Source organism: Rhizobium sp. 05N430 (assembly GCF_056396985.1).
Window position 1 is genome coordinate 585,402 of record NZ_JBFTMO010000002.1, and the last position, 17,799, is coordinate 603,200.

At 62.6% G+C, this 17,799-nt stretch carries 14 protein-coding genes and 1 riboswitch; of the genes, 7 read left to right on the top strand and 7 right to left on the bottom strand.

Going from position 1 to position 17,799, the window contains the following annotated elements; all coding sequences use genetic code 11:
• Positions 1–7: 7 nt before the first annotated feature.
• Both AC1DJO_RS06505 and AC1DJO_RS06510 read right to left on the bottom strand, forming a co-directional pair.
• Positions 8–1,516 (bottom strand): glycerol-3-phosphate dehydrogenase, encoded by a 1,509-nt coding sequence (locus AC1DJO_RS06505; RefSeq protein ID WP_477969521.1) that lies wholly within the window; start codon positions 1,514–1,516, stop codon positions 8–10.
• Positions 1,517–1,553: 37 nt separating this feature from the next.
• Positions 1,554–3,125, bottom strand: coding sequence for an FGGY-family carbohydrate kinase (locus tag AC1DJO_RS06510; RefSeq protein WP_112388466.1), 1,572 nt, complete (start codon positions 3,123–3,125; stop codon positions 1,554–1,556).
• A gap of 791 nt (positions 3,126–3,916) precedes the next feature.
• On the opposite strand from AC1DJO_RS06510, the gene AC1DJO_RS06515 reads away from it, so the two are divergent.
• From AC1DJO_RS06515 to AC1DJO_RS06545, 7 genes are all read left to right on the top strand, one after another.
• Positions 3,917–4,573: a DUF2291 domain-containing protein gene (locus AC1DJO_RS06515; RefSeq protein WP_112388464.1), complete on the top strand. Its 657-nt coding sequence runs from the start codon at positions 3,917–3,919 to the stop codon at positions 4,571–4,573.
• Positions 4,570–6,114 (top strand): sugar ABC transporter ATP-binding protein, encoded by a 1,545-nt coding sequence (locus tag AC1DJO_RS06520; protein ID WP_112388463.1) that lies wholly within the window; start codon positions 4,570–4,572, stop codon positions 6,112–6,114. The genes AC1DJO_RS06515 and AC1DJO_RS06520 overlap by 4 nt, the downstream gene beginning before the upstream one ends.
• Before the next feature lie 23 nt (positions 6,115–6,137).
• Positions 6,138–7,190, top strand: coding sequence for an ABC transporter permease (locus AC1DJO_RS06525; protein ID WP_112388462.1), 1,053 nt, complete (start codon positions 6,138–6,140; stop codon positions 7,188–7,190).
• Positions 7,191–7,301: 111 nt separating this feature from the next.
• Positions 7,302–8,249, top strand: a complete 948-nt coding sequence (locus AC1DJO_RS06530) for a substrate-binding domain-containing protein (RefSeq protein ID WP_477969523.1) — start codon at positions 7,302–7,304, stop codon at positions 8,247–8,249.
• 180 nt (positions 8,250–8,429) lie between these two features.
• Positions 8,430–9,272 (top strand): DeoR/GlpR family DNA-binding transcription regulator, encoded by an 843-nt coding sequence (locus tag AC1DJO_RS06535; protein WP_112388460.1) that lies wholly within the window; start codon positions 8,430–8,432, stop codon positions 9,270–9,272.
• A gap of 34 nt (positions 9,273–9,306) precedes the next feature.
• Positions 9,307–10,836 (top strand): FGGY-family carbohydrate kinase, encoded by a 1,530-nt coding sequence (locus tag AC1DJO_RS06540; protein WP_112388459.1) that lies wholly within the window; start codon positions 9,307–9,309, stop codon positions 10,834–10,836.
• 45 nt (positions 10,837–10,881) lie between these two features.
• Positions 10,882–12,627 (top strand): glycerol-3-phosphate dehydrogenase/oxidase, encoded by a 1,746-nt coding sequence (locus AC1DJO_RS06545; protein ID WP_112388458.1) that lies wholly within the window; start codon positions 10,882–10,884, stop codon positions 12,625–12,627.
• Between the two features lie 46 nt (positions 12,628–12,673).
• Here the strand turns inward: AC1DJO_RS06545 and AC1DJO_RS06550 are convergent, their stop codons facing one another.
• The 5 genes from AC1DJO_RS06550 to AC1DJO_RS06570 form a co-directional block, all read right to left on the bottom strand.
• On the bottom strand, positions 12,674–13,150 hold the full coding sequence (locus AC1DJO_RS06550) for a 6,7-dimethyl-8-ribityllumazine synthase (RefSeq protein WP_112388457.1): 477 nt from the start codon (positions 13,148–13,150) through the stop codon (positions 12,674–12,676).
• Between the two features lie 112 nt (positions 13,151–13,262).
• Positions 13,263–13,406, bottom strand: a riboswitch (FMN riboswitch).
• Positions 13,407–13,468: 62 nt separating this feature from the next.
• Complete coding sequence (locus tag AC1DJO_RS06555) at positions 13,469–14,833, bottom strand: FAD-containing oxidoreductase (RefSeq protein ID WP_112444104.1); 1,365 nt, start codon at positions 14,831–14,833, stop codon at positions 13,469–13,471.
• Entirely contained in the window at positions 14,830–15,291 is a 462-nt protein-coding gene (locus tag AC1DJO_RS06560) for a DUF4126 family protein (protein ID WP_112388455.1), read from the bottom strand. The genes AC1DJO_RS06555 and AC1DJO_RS06560 overlap by 4 nt, the downstream gene beginning before the upstream one ends.
• A gap of 86 nt (positions 15,292–15,377) precedes the next feature.
• A complete protein-coding gene (locus AC1DJO_RS06565; RefSeq protein WP_112389004.1) occupies positions 15,378–16,640 on the bottom strand; it encodes a flavin monoamine oxidase family protein in 1,263 nt (420 codons plus the stop codon).
• Positions 16,641–16,721: 81 nt separating this feature from the next.
• On the bottom strand, positions 16,722–17,660 hold the full coding sequence (locus tag AC1DJO_RS06570; RefSeq protein ID WP_112388454.1) for a LysR family transcriptional regulator: 939 nt from the start codon (positions 17,658–17,660) through the stop codon (positions 16,722–16,724).
• Positions 17,661–17,799 lie beyond the last annotated feature (139 nt).

The following is a 17,799-nucleotide window of genomic DNA, read 5'->3' on the forward strand; positions in this document are numbered from 1 at the left end:
ACCTCCTTCAGGCGGCAAGGCGGGAGGAGGCCAACCAGTCGGCAAAGGCAGCACGCTCGGCCTCGCTCATGTGCAGGTAGTGCTTGGTGCGGCGGTAGAGGATGTCCTCTGCCGTTTCCGCCCATTCGGTGGCGACGAGATAGCGCGCCTCCGCCTCGTAGAACTGCCCGCCGAAATGGCGGCCGAGCGCCTCGATGCTGGTTGCTCCTGAAACGATATTCTTGGTGCGGGCGCCATAGAGGCGGCCATAGTGATGCACGAGCTTGCGCGGCATCCAGGGATAGGTATCGCGCAGACTGTTGGCGAAGGTCTCATAGTCGGCATTGGGGATTTCGCCGCCGGGCAGGGGCGCCGTCTGCGTCCAGTCATCGCCCATGCCGGGGAAGATGTACTTGAGGCGGTGCAGGCCGCGCTCGGCAAGCTCGCGGAAGGTGGTGATCTTGCCGCCGAAGACATTGAGCAGCGGCGCGCCGCCGGTTTCGTCGAGATCGAAGACATAGTCGCGGGTCACGGCGGACGGATTGCCCTTGCCGTCGTCGAAGAGCGGGCGCACGCCGGAGAAGCTGTGCAGCACATCCTGGCGGCGGAGCTTTTCCTTGAAATAGCGGTTCACGGCCTTCAGCAGGTAATCGATTTCGCTCTCGTCGGCAGAGACATCCTCGGCGCGGCCTTCATAGGCGATATCGGTGGTGCCGATCAGCGCCTTGTCGCCCTCATAAGGGTTGATGAAGATGACGCGCTTGTCGTGGTTCTGGACGAGATAGGCATTCGAGCCCGCCCAGAATTTCGGGACGATGATGTGGCTGCCCTTGACCAGGCGCACATTGCGGGCCGAGTTCGATCCGGCCACGCGGTTGATGATGTCGGTCACCCAGGGGCCGGCGCAATTCACCAGACATTTGGCCCTGAAAGTGCGGGTCTCGCCTGTCGTGCTGTTCTTGGTGACGACGGTCCATGCGCCATTCTCGCGCCGGGCGGAGACGGCAGGCGAACGGGTCAGGACGATCGCGCCTTTTTCGGCGGCGCTGACGGCGTTCAGAACGACGAGGCGCGCATCATCGACCCAGCAGTCGGAATATTCGAAGCCGCGCTTGTATTGATCGAGGATCGGCGTGCCCTCGGGGTCGCGCAGCAGGTTGAGCGTGCGGGTGCCGGGAAGCTTCTTGCGGCCGCCGAGATGGTCGTAGAGGAAGAGGCCGAGGCGGACCAGCCAGGCCGGACGGTCCTCAGGGCTGTGCGGCAGCACGAAGCGCATCGGCCAGATAATGTGCGGGGCGGCATTGAGCAGCACTTCGCGTTCGATCAGCGCTTCGCGCACCAGGCGGAATTCGTAATATTCGAGATAACGCAGCCCGCCATGCACCAGTTTGCCCGACCGCGACGAGGTTCCCTGCGCCAGATCATCCTTTTCGCACAGCGCCACCTTGAGCCCACGGCCAGCGGCATCGCGTGCGATACCGGCGCCGTTGATGCCGCCGCCGATGACGAAGAGGTCCAGGGTTTCGGGTTCGGTCATGTCATGCTCCTTCGATGCCAGCGCATCAGAACTTGAGTTATGCGCCTGGTGTCGCCGTCGCGGTCGAGGCGAGCTTGTCCCAGGCGGGCGCCATTGCCTGGCGGATGTCGGTATAGGCTGCGAAAAGCGTTTCGAACCGCGCCGCCTCGGCGGCATCGGGAACCTCGGGTTCGCCAAGCAGCGGCGAGACCCAGTCGGCAATGCAATCATCCATCGTCGGATAAACGCCGACCGCGACCGCAGCCATCATCGCGGCACCGGCAGCCCCGGTCTCCTCGCGCTGCGACTGGCGGATCGGGGCGTTGACGGCTGCTGACAGCGAGCGGCGCAGGCTTGGCGAACGCGTGGCGCCGCCAGTGATGCGCAGCTCTTCCGGCATCGCCCCCATTGCCGCATAGCAATCGCGGGTCGCGAGGCCCAGACCTTCGACGACGCCTCTCACCAGATCGGGGAAACGGTGGCGCGTGGACAGTCCGGCAAAGCCGGCACGCGCATTGGCGTTGACGAACGGGCCGCGCTCGCCGGCTTCGGAAATATAGGGGTGATAGAGCACGGAGCCCGGCTTGCTATCGGCAAACCAGCCATCGATGCGCGCGATCAGTTCCGCATGCGAAACCGTCTTGCCGGCGTCTGCCATCAGCGAGGCGGCGATATCGAGGATCCAGTCGATATTGATCGTCGATCCCATATTCGTCTGGACCTGGGTGACGATGCCGGGGATCGGCAGGGCGATCACATAGCCGGTGCCCTCGCTGTTAAGGTGGACATCGCCGACGGCCTTGGCGCGAAGGTGGACGCCGGTCGAGCCGATCGTCGAGCAGGCGGCGTTGCGCCCGCCGCTGCGGACGCCTGCGCCGAGCGCGGTCATCACCATATCGACATAGCCGAGGCAGACGGGCGTTCCCGCCAGCAGCCCGCAGGCCTTGGCAGCATCCGATGTCAGCGGATGGCTGACTTCGGTCCCGTCGATGATGTCAGGCAACAGATTGCGCCGGTGTTCGAGGCCAAGCGCATCGATGACGGCGTCGTCATATTGCCGGGTGCGGAAATTGCCGAAGGTGAAACTCGCCTCCGACGGATCGGTCGCGCGAATGCCTGTGAGGTTGAGATAGAGCCAATCCTTGCAGTGCAGCGCCGTTTCGGCGCGATCAAGGAGATCGGTCGCGAAACGGTCCATATGCGCGAGCTGGGTGCCCTGCTGGCAGGTGTTGAGGCCGGTGCCGGTCGCCTCGAAGCGGGCGCGGTTGTTCGGCTTGGATGCAAGCGAGACCACCGTCGATGCGGCGCGCGCATCGAGCCACAGCCAGGCATCGCCGACCGGTGCATTCTCGCGGCCGACGAGCCACGTGCCGTCACCTTGTCCGGTGACGGAAACGGTGGCGGTGCGCGCCGCAAGACCGGGCACTTTTTCACCGAGGCCGCATAACGCGCTGGCGCAATCTGCCCATGTCTGCGCAAGCGGCTGCGTCGCCGAGCCGTCGTCGCCGGTAGTGTATCTGTTGCGTACGGATGCGGCGGCGATCTGGCGTCCGGAAAGATCGAAGGCGACCGCCTTGATCACGGATGTGCCGGCGTCGATGCCGATGACGATATTCTGTGTCGATGTCATCGCAGGGTTATCCCGCCAATGCCGGGAACGCTGCGGCGGGCAATACGCGCGTCCAATTCATCATGCAGTCCTCCCGATCGGCCGAATTCCATCGCTCTGCTTCGGCCGCATGATCGATTCCATGGTGACGGGCCGCAAGCGTGTGCCTGCCGCCGGAAATGAATCGAATATCTGCCGAAACCTCCCATAGGCCTCACCGATAAACATAACACAAAGATATCACAAGGCCAGCAAGATTTTTCTAGTCATGAAAATTTTTTCAGCTAAAATAATAGGCGTCAGCTTGATGAGTGGCGGCCGCCTCTATTTGCGCAAGACTGCAGTCGCCGCTTTTGCCGCGAATATCTCATATCTTTAATTAATATTAAATATCAATGCGTTGTCTGAGTTTTCCAAATTCTTTGACAGGTATTTATTTGTGCATTTGCTGCCTTCCTATGTTGCGCCGCAACGCGATAAACAAGCTGTGAAGCGCCGCATTGATACGCAGGTTCTCATAAAAGTGCCGTTGACAGCATTATGAAATTATAACATTGTTTCCGGCATAAGTAACACAGTTCTATCACGGAAGCCTGCTTCCGGATGGGTGATTGCAGGATCAGGCGGTCGGAGGAGACTGGCGCCGGGTCCTGAGGAGGAGGCTTCCAATGTGGATTTTCGTCCAGAGTTGCGCTTTCGCGGGCTGCCTGCCGGGTTCTGATCCGGCGCGATGCCATGCCGTGGCGCGTCTGCGATCGTAATCGCAGCCAGCCCCTTCGCTTTATCGTCTCCCAGTCAAAGGCCGTCCCGACATGAGCACACAGTCCGATTACGCAGCACCGAAGCCGAGCAGCGGCAATCTGAAGCTCATCGTGGGCGTGGCGTTCGTTGTTGCCGTCGTCGGCGCCATCGCGCTTGACACGACGGTGGTCAAGATCGGTTCCGAAAACGACGTCAGGCAGCAGGTCTTCTCGCCTGAAACCTTTGGCGCCGAGCAGTTCCCGAAGATATTGGCGAATGTGCAGGAGCGCGCCGTACCGGCTGCCGATCTTGCCGCCGCCATCGCCGCCGACAAGAAGGCCGCCGCCGAGAAATACGGCACCGCGACGAGCACCGGACCGGTCATTCCCGTCACGCTGACAGGCACGTTCGGCGCCCGCAAATCGAACACCAACGAACTCAAAGTCGATGGATTGCCTCCCGAGACGGTGGTCCGTGTCCAGACCGGTCCTGCGGTCAACGGCACGGACCTCCGCGATGCCACCGGCACCATCGAATTCGGCCAGTTCACCAACCAGATCCAGTATCAGGACGCCGGATCGGCCATCAACAACGAGATGAAAAAGTCGGTCTTTACCGGCCTCGATCCGGAAACGCTGGATGGGAAATCCGCGACCGTGGTCGGCGTGTTCAAGCTGATCAATCCGAAAAACTGGCTGGTCACGCCCGTCAAGGTCGAAGTCAAATGAGCCAGCCGCTGCGCAGTAACGGAGTGCAGGGCGAGGTCGTTCTCGCCGCCCGCAACATCGCCAAGTCCTATGGCAATGTTCATGCCCTCAAGGGCGTGAATTTCGACATCCATCGCGGTCAGGTGACCACGCTGTTCGGAGAGAACGGCGCTGGCAAATCGACCTTGATGAAGATCCTTTCCGGTGTCGTGCAGCCAAGCTCGGGTGAGATCATCCTCGATGGCTCGCCGATCAGCTTCACCTCGTCGACCCATGCACGTGAACACGGCATCTCGATCATTCACCAGGAACTCAGCCTAGCGCCCAATCTCAGCGTCCGCGACAACATCTTCATGGGCCGCGAGATCATCACCGGCGGCATGGTCGATTTCGCCGAGGAAGAGCGCCAGACACGCGAGCTTCTGGAGGAGCTCGAGGAAGACATCGATCCGCTGACGCGCGTCGAGGACCTGCGCCTCGGCCAGCAGCAGATCGTCGAGATCGCCCGCGCGCTCTCGGTCAATTCGCGCATCCTGATCATGGACGAACCGACCTCGGCGCTGAGCGCCACCGAAGTCGAAGTTCTGTTCAAGGTCATCCACGACCTGACGAGCCGCGGCGTTTCGATCGTCTATATCTCGCATCATCTCGAAGAGGCGCTGCAGATCACCAATCACGCCGTCGTCCTGCGCGACGGCACAATGACTGCCTATGCCGAGCGCAAGGACATCGATCTCGAGTGGATCGTCCGCAACATGGTCGGCGACAATTTCGATCTCGGCAGCCCGCCGGACGGCCATCAGTTCGGCCAAGTGGCGCTGTCGATCGACAATCTCAGCGTGCCCGGTCCGTCGGGCGCTGCCTATAACGCCGTCGACCGGTTGTCGCTGAAGGTTCGTGCCGGCGAAGTCGTCTGCATCTACGGCCTGATGGGCGCCGGGCGTACCGAGCTTCTGGAATGCGTCGCCGGGCGTTTGCGCTCGAGCGGCGGCCAAGTCCTGCTTGAGGGCCGCGATGTCGGCGGCCTCAGCATTGCAGGGCGTATCGAAAGCGGCCTCGTTCTCGTTCCTGAAGATCGCCAGCGCGATGGCCTGGTGCAGACGATGACTGTCGGCACCAATCTATCGCTTGCCAGCATCGGCGCCTTCACCAAGGGTCTCTTCACCTCGGGCCGGCGCGAACGGGAGCTGGTCAACGATGCGATCCGCCGTGTCCACGTCAAGACAGATGGCGGCGAGGCGTCGATCGGCTCGCTCTCCGGCGGCAACCAGCAGAAGGTCGTTATCGGCAAGATGCTGGCCACGCAGCCGAAGGTCATCCTGCTCGACGAACCGAGCCGCGGCATCGATATCGGCGCCAAGGCTGAGGTTTTCAAGCTGCTTGCCGAGCGCGCCAAGCAGGGGCTCGCGGTCGTCTATTCGACCTCCGAAGTCAACGAATGCCTGAGCATCGCGCATCGCATCATCGTCATGCATCGCGGCCGGATCTCGGCCGAGTTCAGCTCTGACGTCACCAAGGAAAAGATCATGGCCGCCTCCGGCGAAGCCATGGTCGCGCACTAGCCCGGAATTATGGAGCACTGATTATGTCAGTCACAAATATCACCCAGAAGAAGACAGTTCCGAACGGGCAGAAGCGCAACACCAATATCGTGCGTCTGATCCTTGAGGGCAGGGCGTTCTTCGCGCTGATCGTCATCATCGCAGTCTTCTCGTTCCTGTCGCCCTATTATTTCAGCCTCAACAACTTCCTGATCATGGCCTCGCATGTCGCCATCTTCGGCATTCTGGCGATCGGCATGCTGCTGGTCATCCTGAACGGCGGCATCGATCTCTCGGTCGGCTCGACGCTGGGGCTCGCGGGCTGCATCGCCGGCTTCCTGATGCAGGGCGTGACGCTCAGCTATTTCGGCGTCATCCTCTATCCGCCAGTCTGGGCGGTCGTGGTGCTGACTTGCGCGCTCGGCGCCCTGGTCGGTGCGGTCAACGGCGTGCTGGTCGCGTATCTTAAGGTGCCGGCCTTCGTCGCCTCGCTCGGCGTTCTCTATGTGGCCCGCGGCATCGCGCTGCTGATGACCAACGGTCTCACCTACAATAATCTCGGCGGCCGTCCGGAGCTTGGCAATACCGGCTTCGACTGGCTCGGCTTCAACCGCCTCGGCGGCGTTCCGATCGGCGTCATCGTCCTTGCCGTGCTCGCCGTCGTCTGCGGCATCGTTCTCAGCCGCACGGCCTTCGGCCGCTGGCTCTATGCGTCGGGCGGCAACGAGCGTGCGGCCGACCTCTCCGGCGTTCCGGTCAAGCGCGTCAAGATCATCGTCTATGTGCTCTCAGGTGTCTGCGCGGCCATCGCCGGCCTGGTGCTTTCCTCGCAGCTGACCTCGGCAGGCCCGACAGCGGGTACCACCTACGAACTGACCGCGATCGCAGCCGTCGTCATCGGCGGCGCAGCCCTCACGGGTGGCCGCGGCACGGTGCGCGGCACCATGCTCGGCGCCTTCGTCATCGGCTTTCTGTCCGATGGTCTCGTGATCATCGGCGTCTCCGCCTACTGGCAGACGGTCTTTACCGGTGCGGTCATCGTCCTCGCCGTCTTGATGAACAGCATCCAATACGGCCGCCGGGTTAAATCGTCCTGACGGCTGCGACTGAAACTTATCCACGACGGCAGGCTGGGGTTCCAAGAAGGCCGATTGGGGAAAGCAACGCCGGTTCCCGGCACAACTGAGCTCACTAATGGGAGAGAGACTATGTTTAAAAAAGGCATGCGCATTCTTCTCGCCGCCGCGGCTGTCGCACCGCTCCTCGCAACGTCCGCCTGGGCAGCTGGCGCGATGACGATCATCGTCAACGATCCGTCGAACCCCTACTGGCTGACGGAAGGCAATGTTGCCAAGGCAACCGCTGAAAAGCTCGGCTACACGGCTTCGGTCAGCGCCCACAAGGGTGACACCAACACCGAGAGCAACCTGATCGACACGGCGATCACCAACAAGTCGGTCGCGATCATTCTCGACCCGGCCAATGCTGACGGTTCGGTCGGTGCGGTGAAGAAGGCTGTCGCCGCCGGTATCCCGGTCATCCTCGTCAACGCTGAAATCAACCAGGAAGGCCTGGCGAAGGCGCAGCTCGTTTCCAACAACGCCCAGGGTGCCGCCCTCGGTGCGCAGCAGTGGGTCGAAGCTGTCGGCGACAAGGGCAACTATGCCGAACTCTTCGGCGCTCCTTCCGATAACAACGCTGCAACCCGCTCCAACGGCTACGAAACCGTGCTGGCGCAGTACCCGGACCTGAAGAAGGTTGCCAAGGAAGTTGCCGATTGGGACCGCACCAAGGGTCACAACAAGATGCAGTCCATGCTGCAGGCAAATCCTGACATCGTCGGCGTGATCTCCGGCAATGACGAAATGGCCCTCGGCGCGATCGCAGCGCTCAAGGAAGCCGGCAAGCTCGCCAACATCAAGGTCGGCGGCTTCGACGGTTCTCCGGACGCTGTTGCGGCGATCAAGGCCGGCGAACTGCAGTACACCGTTCTCCAGCCCGTTGCCGTCTTCTCTGAAGAAGCCGTCAAGCAGGCCGATAATGTCATCAAGAATGGCAGCACCGGCGCCAAGAGCGAAAAGCAGCTCTTCGATTGCCTGCTGATCACCAAGGACAATGTCGACAAGTACACCGGCCCGTTCGTCCTTTCGCAGTAACATCGAAGGAGCGCTCGTGAGAGCGCGCCTTAGAGCCGGGCGGCATCCACCCGCCCGGCTTCCGCAATGCCTGAAATGGTGCCCGCGGCAGCAACCGCCCGTTCCGTTTCACCTTTTTGCCTTGGCGTGGCAATCACTGTACGAAGCTGGGATCCAGAATTCAGCGACAAGGGTGACCCCGTGACACAGAAGACGAGCCAGGGCGAAGATCTGTTGGAAGAGCTGACAAGCGACAGCCGGCAGACGCGCCAGATCGCGCGCCGCCGCATGATCGCGGAGGCCGTGATGAATGAAGGCTCGATGCGGATCGAAGACCTGACGGATCGTTTCGGGATCAGCCTGATGACGGCCCATCGCGATGTCGATGAACTCGTCAGCCGCGGGCTTTTCCGCAAGACGCGCGGCATCGTGACCGCCGCGGCGACGAACCTGATCGAATCGAGCGACGTCTATCGCTCGAACCGGCAGGCAACGGAGAAGAAGCTGATTGCCGAGGCAGCGATGCAATTCGTCGAGCCCGGGCAGGCGATCTTCTTCGACGATTCGACGACGGTTCTGCAGATGGCGGCGCACCTGCCGTCGAAGGTGCCTGTCACCGCGATCACCAATTCGCTGACGCTGATGAACGCGCTGACTGGCATGCATGACGTGACGCTGCTGGCACTCGGCGGCCAGTATTACAACTGGTGCAACGCCTTCATGGGCCGGATGACGATCAGCGAGATCAAGGGGCTGCGGGCGGATATCGCCTTCATCTCCATGTCGGCGATCAGCGACGGCACGGTCCTGCACCAGTCGCCGGAGACCGTCGATACCAAGCGCGCCATGTTCGACTGTTCCGTCAAACGCATCCTGCTTGCCGATCACACCAAGTTCGAACGGCGGGCACTCCATAGTTTCGCAGCACTGGACGAGTTCGACGTCGTCATCGTCGACGACAAGACCGACGCCGTGCACATCGACCGCATGCGGTCCAAGGATATCAACGTGGTGGTCGCCAAGAGCGCCGGAGGGCGCTTGTAACCCGGCCACCGGTTGCTGATAGTGAGGAAGGCGAATGCCGAGTCTGCTCGGGATCGATAGTGGCCTGACGGTCACCAAGGCCGTCATTTTCGACATTGACGGCACGCCGCTCGCAGTCAGCAGGCGCCGCGTCACGCAGTTCATTCCCAAGGCGCGCCATATCGAGCGCGACATGGGCGAATTGTGGAGCGCGACGGCCGATGCTATCCGCGAGGCGATCGCGCTCAGCAAGCGCCCCGCAAGCGATATCCAGGGTATAGCCGCCACCGCGCATGGCGACGGTATCTATCTGCTCGACGGGGATCAGCAGCCGCTCGGCCGCGCCATCCTGTCGCTCGACAGCCGGGCAGGCCCAATCGTCAACGAATGGACGGACAGTGATGTCGCCGAGCGCGCCATCGAACTGACCGGCCAGATCCCGCACGTCTCCGCACCCTCGGCGCTGCTCGCCTGGATCCGCGAAATGGAGCCCGAGCGCTACAAGCGCATCGGCCATTTCATCAGCTGCAAGGACTGGCTGCGTTTCTGCCTGACAGGCATCATCGGCACCGATCGCACCGAGGCCAGCACCTCTTTCACCGACGTGAAGACACAGGATTACAGCCAGGATGCGCTGCGGCTCTTCGGTTTGCAGAAGCTCGTTCACGCCTTGCCGCCGGCTTCACGTTCCGACCAGATCGTCGGCCGGGTGACGCGCGAGGCCGCAAATCTGACCGGCCTCACCGAAGGCACGCCCGTCATGGCGGGTCTGCATGATGTCACCGCCTCGGCGCTCGGAGCCGGGGGATATGGCAAAGGCGTCGTCGCCATCATCGCCGGCACCTACTCGATCAACGAGACGCTATCGTCCGAACCGCGCGTCGACAGGCGCTGGTTCTGCCGCAACGGCATTGCGCCCGGCATCTGGAACAGCATGTCGATCTCGCCGGCATCGACGGCGAATTACGACTGGTTTCTCGACAAGCTCTGCGCCGCCGAGCGGGCTGAGGGCGAGACGAGCGGCCGCTCTGTTCATGCCCTGCTTGGCCCGGAGATCGATGCGGCATTCAAGCGGCCCTCGACCGCGCTGTTCCATCCCTATCTCTTCGGCTCGCCCTATGGCGCGGAGGCGAGCGCCGGGTTCTTTGGGCTCGGCGGCTGGCATGATCGCGGCGACATGCTGCGGGCCGTGCTTGAGGGTATTGCCTTCAATCACCGTATCCATGTCGATGCTCTGCGCGACGGGTTCTCATTCGACCGGGCGCGTCTGGCGGGCGGCATCTCGCGCAATCCCGCTGTCGTGCAGATGTTTGCCGATATCCTCGGCATGCCGGTCACCGTGACCGAAACCGACGAAGCAGCGGCCTGGGGCGCGGCGCTCTGCGCCGGGTCTGGTGCCGGGATCTATGCCGATCCGCAGAGCGATCCACGCGATACCGAAAGCATCGAGAAAACCTGCCAGCCGGACCCGGCACGCAGCGCCGACTATGAGACGCGCTACCAGCTGTTTCGCGAAATCGCCGATGCCATGACGCCGCTCTGGCCGAAGATCGCGGCGCTGGCGCCCGATCAGGCCGTGAACTGAAATGAATGATGCCTGCTGCGGCGGGCGATTTAGGACGATGACATCATGACAGCCGATCTGCAGCAGCGCTTCTCCGATCTCGGCGGGGGCGACATCGACGTCCTCATCATCGGCGCGGGCATTAACGGCGCCGGGTTGTTTCGCGATCTCTCGGTGCAGGGCGTCAATTGCTTGATCGTCGACAAGGCGGATTTCGGTTCCGGTACGAGCGCTGCGCCCTCGCGGCTCATCCATGGCGGGCTGAAATATCTCGAGACCGGCGAATTCGGCCTCGTGGCGCAATCGACGCTGGAGCGCAATCTCCTGCTCAAGAACGCCCCGCATTGCGTCGAGCCGCTGCCGACCTTTATCCCGGTCTTTTCCTGGACGCGCGGCATCTGGGCGGCGATCCGCACACTCTTCGGCTCCAAGACGGCACCGCGCAGCCGCGGTGCGGTGCTGATCAAGATCGGCCTGCGGCTCTACGACTTCTTCGGCTCGCGCGATCGGGTGATGCCGAAACACCGGCTGATCCTGAAGAAGCAGGCCCGCAAGGAAATGCCGCATGTGACCCCAGCGATCGTCGCCGGCGGCATCTATTATGACGCCAAGATCAGCCGGCCGGAGCGGCTGGTCTATGAACTCGTGCGCGATGGCCTCGATGCCAATCCGAAAAGTCTGGCTGCCAATTTCACCACGATGGAAACGGTCTCAGGCGGATCGCTGACATTCCGGCAGGCCGATGGCCGCGAGTTCGCGGTGAAGCCGAAGCTGGTCGTCAACGCCGCCGGTCCCTGGATCGATCATGTCAACGCCGCACTCGGCGCCCCCTCGAAGATGATCGGCGGCACCAAGGGATCGCATATCCTGCTCGATCATCCTGAACTGGTACGCAGCCTGAACGGCCACATGATCTATTTCGAAGCCGACGATGGCCGCATCTGCCTGGTCTACAGCTATCTCGGCCTGGCGCTGGTCGGCTCGACCGATATTCCAGCCGATAATCCAGATGACGTTCGCTGCGAGGAACCGGAAACCGACTATTTCCTCGAGAGCGTCCGTTCGCTGCTGCCGACGCTGCGCTTCGACCGCGATCAGATCGTTTACAGCTATAGCGGCATCCGTCCGCTCCCGGCATCGGATGCGACGGCACCCGGGCTCATCAGCCGGGACCATTCCGCGCCGGTAAAGGAACCCAAGGGCAACCGCCCGTTCCCGATCGTCTCACTGGTCGGCGGCAAGTGGACGACATTCCGCGGGTTCGCCGAGGAGGTTGCCGATACCGTTCTCTCGCGCCTACAGCGGAACCGCAATGAATCGACCCGCTACCTTGCAATCGGCGGCGGCAAGGGCTTTCCCGCCGATGGCGAGAAGCGCGGTCACTGGATCAAGGATCTGGCAGCGAAGGCAAGCATAACGATCGAGCGGGCCGACGAATTGCTGGGCCGGTACGGCACGACGGCCGCGGCGATCCTCGCATCCGCTTCGGTACATTCCGACGATACGAGACTGACCGGCGCGCCGCAGCACAGCTTCAAGGAAATCGACTGGATCACTCGCAACGAACTCGTCGTTCATCTCGCCGATATCGTGCTACGCCGCACGACGCTGGCGATCGAGGGGCGCCTGACGATCGAGGGGTTGCGGGAAATCGCCGGCATCGCCGCCGCAGCTTTGGGCTGGGACGCGGCGCGTGCCGAGCGCGAAATCGCCGACGTCACCGGTCAGCTCAGCCGTTTTCACGGCCAGGTGCTGACAAGCACTGCACCGGCTGCGGAACGCGGCAAGGCGCACCGTTTTACGGCGAAGTGATCAATGCGCCGGGCTGATTTCCCGGCGCATTGTCCTGTCCTACCGATCAGAGTGCAGCGACGGCGAGATTGCTGCGGGCCTCAAGGATGGCGCGGCAGGCATTGGCCGCTTCCTGGCCCTTGATGACGAAGTGGTTCATGAAGAACTCGATATGCGCTTCGCTTTCCTGGAAGTGGTGCGGCGTCAGCACCGCAGACAGCACCGGCACATTGGTATCGAGCTGTACGCGCATCAGGCCATCGAGAACCGTTCCGGCGACGAAGTCGTGCCGGTAGATGCCGCCGTCGACGACGAAGGCGCAGCCGAGGATTGCCGCATATTTGCCCGTCCGGGCCAGTGTCTGCGCATGGAGCGGGATTTCAAGCGCGCCCGGCACGTCGAAAATCTCGACCTCTGCCGCGTTGGCGCCCTGCGCCTTCCATGTCGAGATAAAGGAATTCACGCATTGATCGACGATACCGGCGTGCCAGCGGGCACGCACGATGGCGATCCGGTGACCCTGTGGTTTGGTTGCGATTGTCATGTCTCTGCCTTTCAAGGGTGCCATCTCTGGCTGTTGCTTCGAGCCGCCGCGGCGGCCCAATTCTCCCTTGGGCGAACAGCATCAGTCACCTCTCCCTGGAGAGGTTCTGCCTGCATGCTCTCTTCCATCCGGACTATACCGTCGGCTCCGGCATCTCACCGGATCTGCTGACCTTCCATTGCTGGAAGCGCTCGCGGGCTCCGGGCGTAAACCCGATACCGCCGGTGGGGAATTGCACCCCGCCCTGAGAACAGTGCGAGGTAAATCCAAAATCGGAAAGAATGCAAGTCCGGAAGCGGCGTCAGATGGCCTGTCTGATCAAACCGGCTTGAGATCGCCGATGATGGTCGGAATGAGTTCCGAGACCGTCGGATGGATTGGCACCGACCATTGCAGCACCGGATAGCGGGTTCCGGCATTCATCGCATCGATGATACCGTGGATCGCCTCGTCGCCCTCGATGCCCAGGAAGGCGGCGCCGAGGATTTCCTTGGTCTCCGCATCGGCGACGATCTTCATGAAGCCCTTGGTCTCGCCGCGTTCGTTAGCGCGGCCGACCCGGCTCATCGGCCGTTTGGAGACCATGACCTTGCGGCCCGAGGCGCGGGCCTGCTTCTCGGTGATGCCGGCGCGGCCGAGCGGCGGGTCGATATAGAGCGCGTAGGCCGGAATGCGGCTGGAGACCTTGCGGTCGCCGCCATCCAGCAGGTTGGCGGCGGCGATCTCGAAGTCGTTATAGGATGTATGCGTGAACGCGCCATGGCCGTTGCAGTCACCGAGCGCATAGATGCCGTCGACATTGGTCATCAGCCGGTCATCGACGGTGATGAAGCCGCGCTTGTCGGTCGCGACGCCAGCCGCTTCGAGGCTGAGATCGCCGGTATTCGGCGTGCGGCCGGTGGCGACGAGCACATGGCTTGCCTGGATATCCGGCTTGCCGGAAATCGAGACAGCGACACCGTCAGCCGCGTTCGCGAAAGCGATGTTCTCCGCGCCGGTGTGAACCGTGATGCCTTCGGAAACGATGATCTCCTCGATCGCATCCGAAACATCCTCGTCCTCGCGGGAGGCGAGCTTCGGGCCGCGTTCGATAACCGTCACCTCGGCGCCGAAGCGGCGGTACATCTGCGCGAATTCAAGGCCGATATAGCTGCCGCCGATCACCACGAGATGGCGGGGCAGGGTGTCGAGCTGGATGATCGAGGTGCTGGTGAGGTAATCGATATCGGCAAGGCCGGGAAAATCAGGAATGGCCGGGCGGGCGCCGACATTCAGGAAGATCAACGGTGCGGTCAGCGTCTCGCCGTTCACCTCAACGGTCTTCTGGCCGGCGAATTTCGCATGGCCGTAGATGACCTCCATGGTCTTCATGCCCGAGAACCAGCCGATCAGGCCGTTGCGGGCGTTCATGGTCACCGTCTCGGCGCGTTTGCGCACCGTCTTCATGTCGATCTCGATCGCGCCCGAAATCCTGACACCGTAGTCGCCGCCGGTCCGGGCCACATGGGCGGCGCGAGCGCTGGCGACCAGCGTTTTCGTCGGCATGCAGCCGGCATTGACGCAAGTGCCGCCGAGATACTTGCGCTCGATCAGCGCCACCTTCATGCCCTTCTCGGCCATGCGGGCGGCGAGAAAGGGGCCTGCCTGACCGGCCCCGATGAAGATGGCGTCATAGGTCTTCATGCGACAGCCGATACGATCAGGAGCGCGCCGACGATGGCGATCGCGTCCTCGATGAGGGCGGCGGGCGTATCCTTGCCGAAAGCGGCTGCGAGCTTGCCGCGGACGGCAGCCCCGCCGAGCGTCCCAACGATGGCGCCAACCACACCGGCGATCAGGCCAGCCACCAGCGAGCCGCCGGATGCGCCGATCGTGGCGCCTGTCAACGCACCCATGATGATGCGGGCGCCGAACTGCATCGGCACCTTGCGGCTGGGCGTTGTCGGCAGCTGGTCAGTGATCAGCTCAACGGCGGCCAGCACCGTGAAGATCCACGGCGTCCATTTGTAACCCATGAAGGCAAGCGGCGTCTGCGACACGTCGAACCAGCCGAGGGCTGCCCCCCAGGCGACTGCGGCCGGTGCGGTCATGGCCCGAAGGCCGGCAATGATCCCGATCAAAAATGCAAGAAATAGAAGCATGCGAGGGGTCCCCTTCCTCTGCGAATGCCGAAACGGCACGGCCAGCGTGGCACAAAGCTCTACCGGTTGCAATTGGGGGTGCGGCTCTACCGGCCGAGCGCCTGCAGCGCTTCTTCGGCGGCCCGAAGCCCGCTTTCGTAGGCTCCATGCGCGGTCGAAAAATCTGTGCGGTTGGTCGCTTCGCCGGCGAAGAAGATCCGGTTGTCGAACGGCCTTGCCAGAGCCTGACGCGCCGCCGCATGGCCGGGCAGGGCATGACTGTAGCCACCGCGGATCGAGGGGGTGTTGGTCCACTCGGACGCCGCAAGCGGGCGAAGTTCCCTGTGAATGCAGGAGCCGAACAGGGCCGAAAGCTCCTCCATCGCACGCGGGAAAGCCGCTTGCGGGTTTTCGGCCACGGCGCGGGCGCCGCTTCCGCCGAGGAAGACCTCGATGACGGGCTTGCCGAACGGACGGATATAATAGCTTGCCGTCTTCGGATCGCGGGGATTGCCGATCACGTGGCTTTCGTCATCGAAACTGTGGCCGCCGGTGATTTCGAAATAGAGCTTTTCGTTGTTGCCGAGCGGCAGCTTGGCTGCGGCCTCGCACCATGGGTCGAGCGATGACGGCATGCGGATGACGCCGCCGGCGAGCACATTGGTGGAGATGGTGACGATCACTACTCGCGGTCTGACGGTGCCGCGCTCCGTCTGCAGCATCACGCGACTGCCATCGACAGAAATCGACTGGATGGGCGTTGCGATATGCAGTTCGGCCGAGGCCGGCATGGTGGCTGCGACAAGCGCACCGTAGCCTGTCTCGAGACGCCAGTTGTTTTCCGTCGAGGCCTCGTCATAGGCGGCATAATCCTCCGCGGAGATGCGCTCCAGCTCGTCGCCGCTGATATAGCCGCTCAGCGCCTGAAGATAGGCAAGCCAGGGCTCGCCCGGCTCGACAGCGTCGATGGCACAGTCGCTTGGCGGTGGCGCCTCGGCAACGCGCTCGGCCCAGCGGCCAAAGGCAGCGCGGGCGGCATCGCGCTCGGCGCGCGGAAAACCGAAATCGCGATCCTGCCGATGCCAGGCGCTCGGTTTTCGGTCGACCGTTACGCCCGCTTCTTCGGCAATTCGGGTCCACGGATTGCGGTCGCCCGAATGCAGCCAGCCACAACCGAGATCGATCGCGGCAACAGGCGTGTTCAATGTCCAGGCGCGGCCGCCGATCCGGGGCAGAGCTTCGAAGACCGAAACGGAAAGGCCGCTCTTTGCAAGCCGACGCGCTGCGCCGACGCCTGCGGCGCCCGCTCCGATGATGGCAATGTCAGGTTCTGAATTCATGGGGCAAATGGACTCGAAAAGACGGCGCATCATGGACCCTGCCTCAGGCCGCACGCAAGCCGCTTCGCGGCCCCGCCGGTACGCCAGGCTTTCGCAGGGCTGCCGAGGCGCTCAGCCGCCTCTGCGGACGGCCGATATTGCGAAGGGCGGAATGAAGCGTGCATCCGGCCAGGTAACGGCTTCGCGCAAGAAATCGATGACGGCCCGCACGCGCGGCGCCTGCTTCTGGTCCTGGTGGCAGGTGATCCAGTAGCTGCGGTTCAGATCCACCTCGTCAGGCAATACGCGTTCGAGCTCGGGATAGCGGCTGGCGAAGAAATAGGGGAGCACGCAGAGCCCAAGCCCGTTTCGCGTCGCCGTCAACTGCGCGAAGATGCTGGAGCTCTGGAACTGCGGCTTGATGCGCGGATGAACGTCACCGAGATAATCCAGCCCCGGCGCAAAGATCATCTCCTCGATATAGCTGATGAAGGGATGCGAGAGCAGATCCTCGCGGCTGACGACCGGGGCGTTGGCGGCCAGATAGTCTCGCGAGCCATAGACCTGCAGATGATAGTCGGTGAGTTTCTCGGCATAATAGGGGCCGCCCTTCGGCTCGTCGAGGACAACGCTGATATCCGCCTCCTTGCGCGACAGTGACATGATCTGCTGGATCGTCACCAGCTCCAGCGACAGATGCGGGTGGCGTTCGGCAAATTGCGGCAGCACCGTCGCAAAGAAGAAATTCGCGAACCCTTCGGGAGCACTCAGCCGCACCACGCCGCGCTGCGCCATGGCACCTGTCGCAAGATCGGCCCGCAACCGCTCCGTCTCCTGCTCCATCTTCTCGGCCGTATCAACGAAGCGGTTGCCCATCGCCGTCAGCACATAGCCGCGCGGATTCCGCTCGAAGAGCTTGACCTTCAGCGCGAATTCCAGCCGGTCGATCCGCCGCGAAACGGTGGCATGACTGCTCCGGAGCTGCCGCGCCGCAGTCGACAGCTGCCCGGTTCTGGCCACGGCTAGAAAAAACTGCAGATCGTCCCAAGTAAACTGCGAGGAGTTGGTCATCGAAGGTCCGTGCTTATCTTAGTCTTTGGTCTAATGCAGCTTCGCGTGATGCGCAGCAGAGAGGCCGGAAATGGCGCTTTCGGTACGGATCTGTGCAAAAATGAACAGATACTGTTTGGAATTAATTGTAAACGTCTGG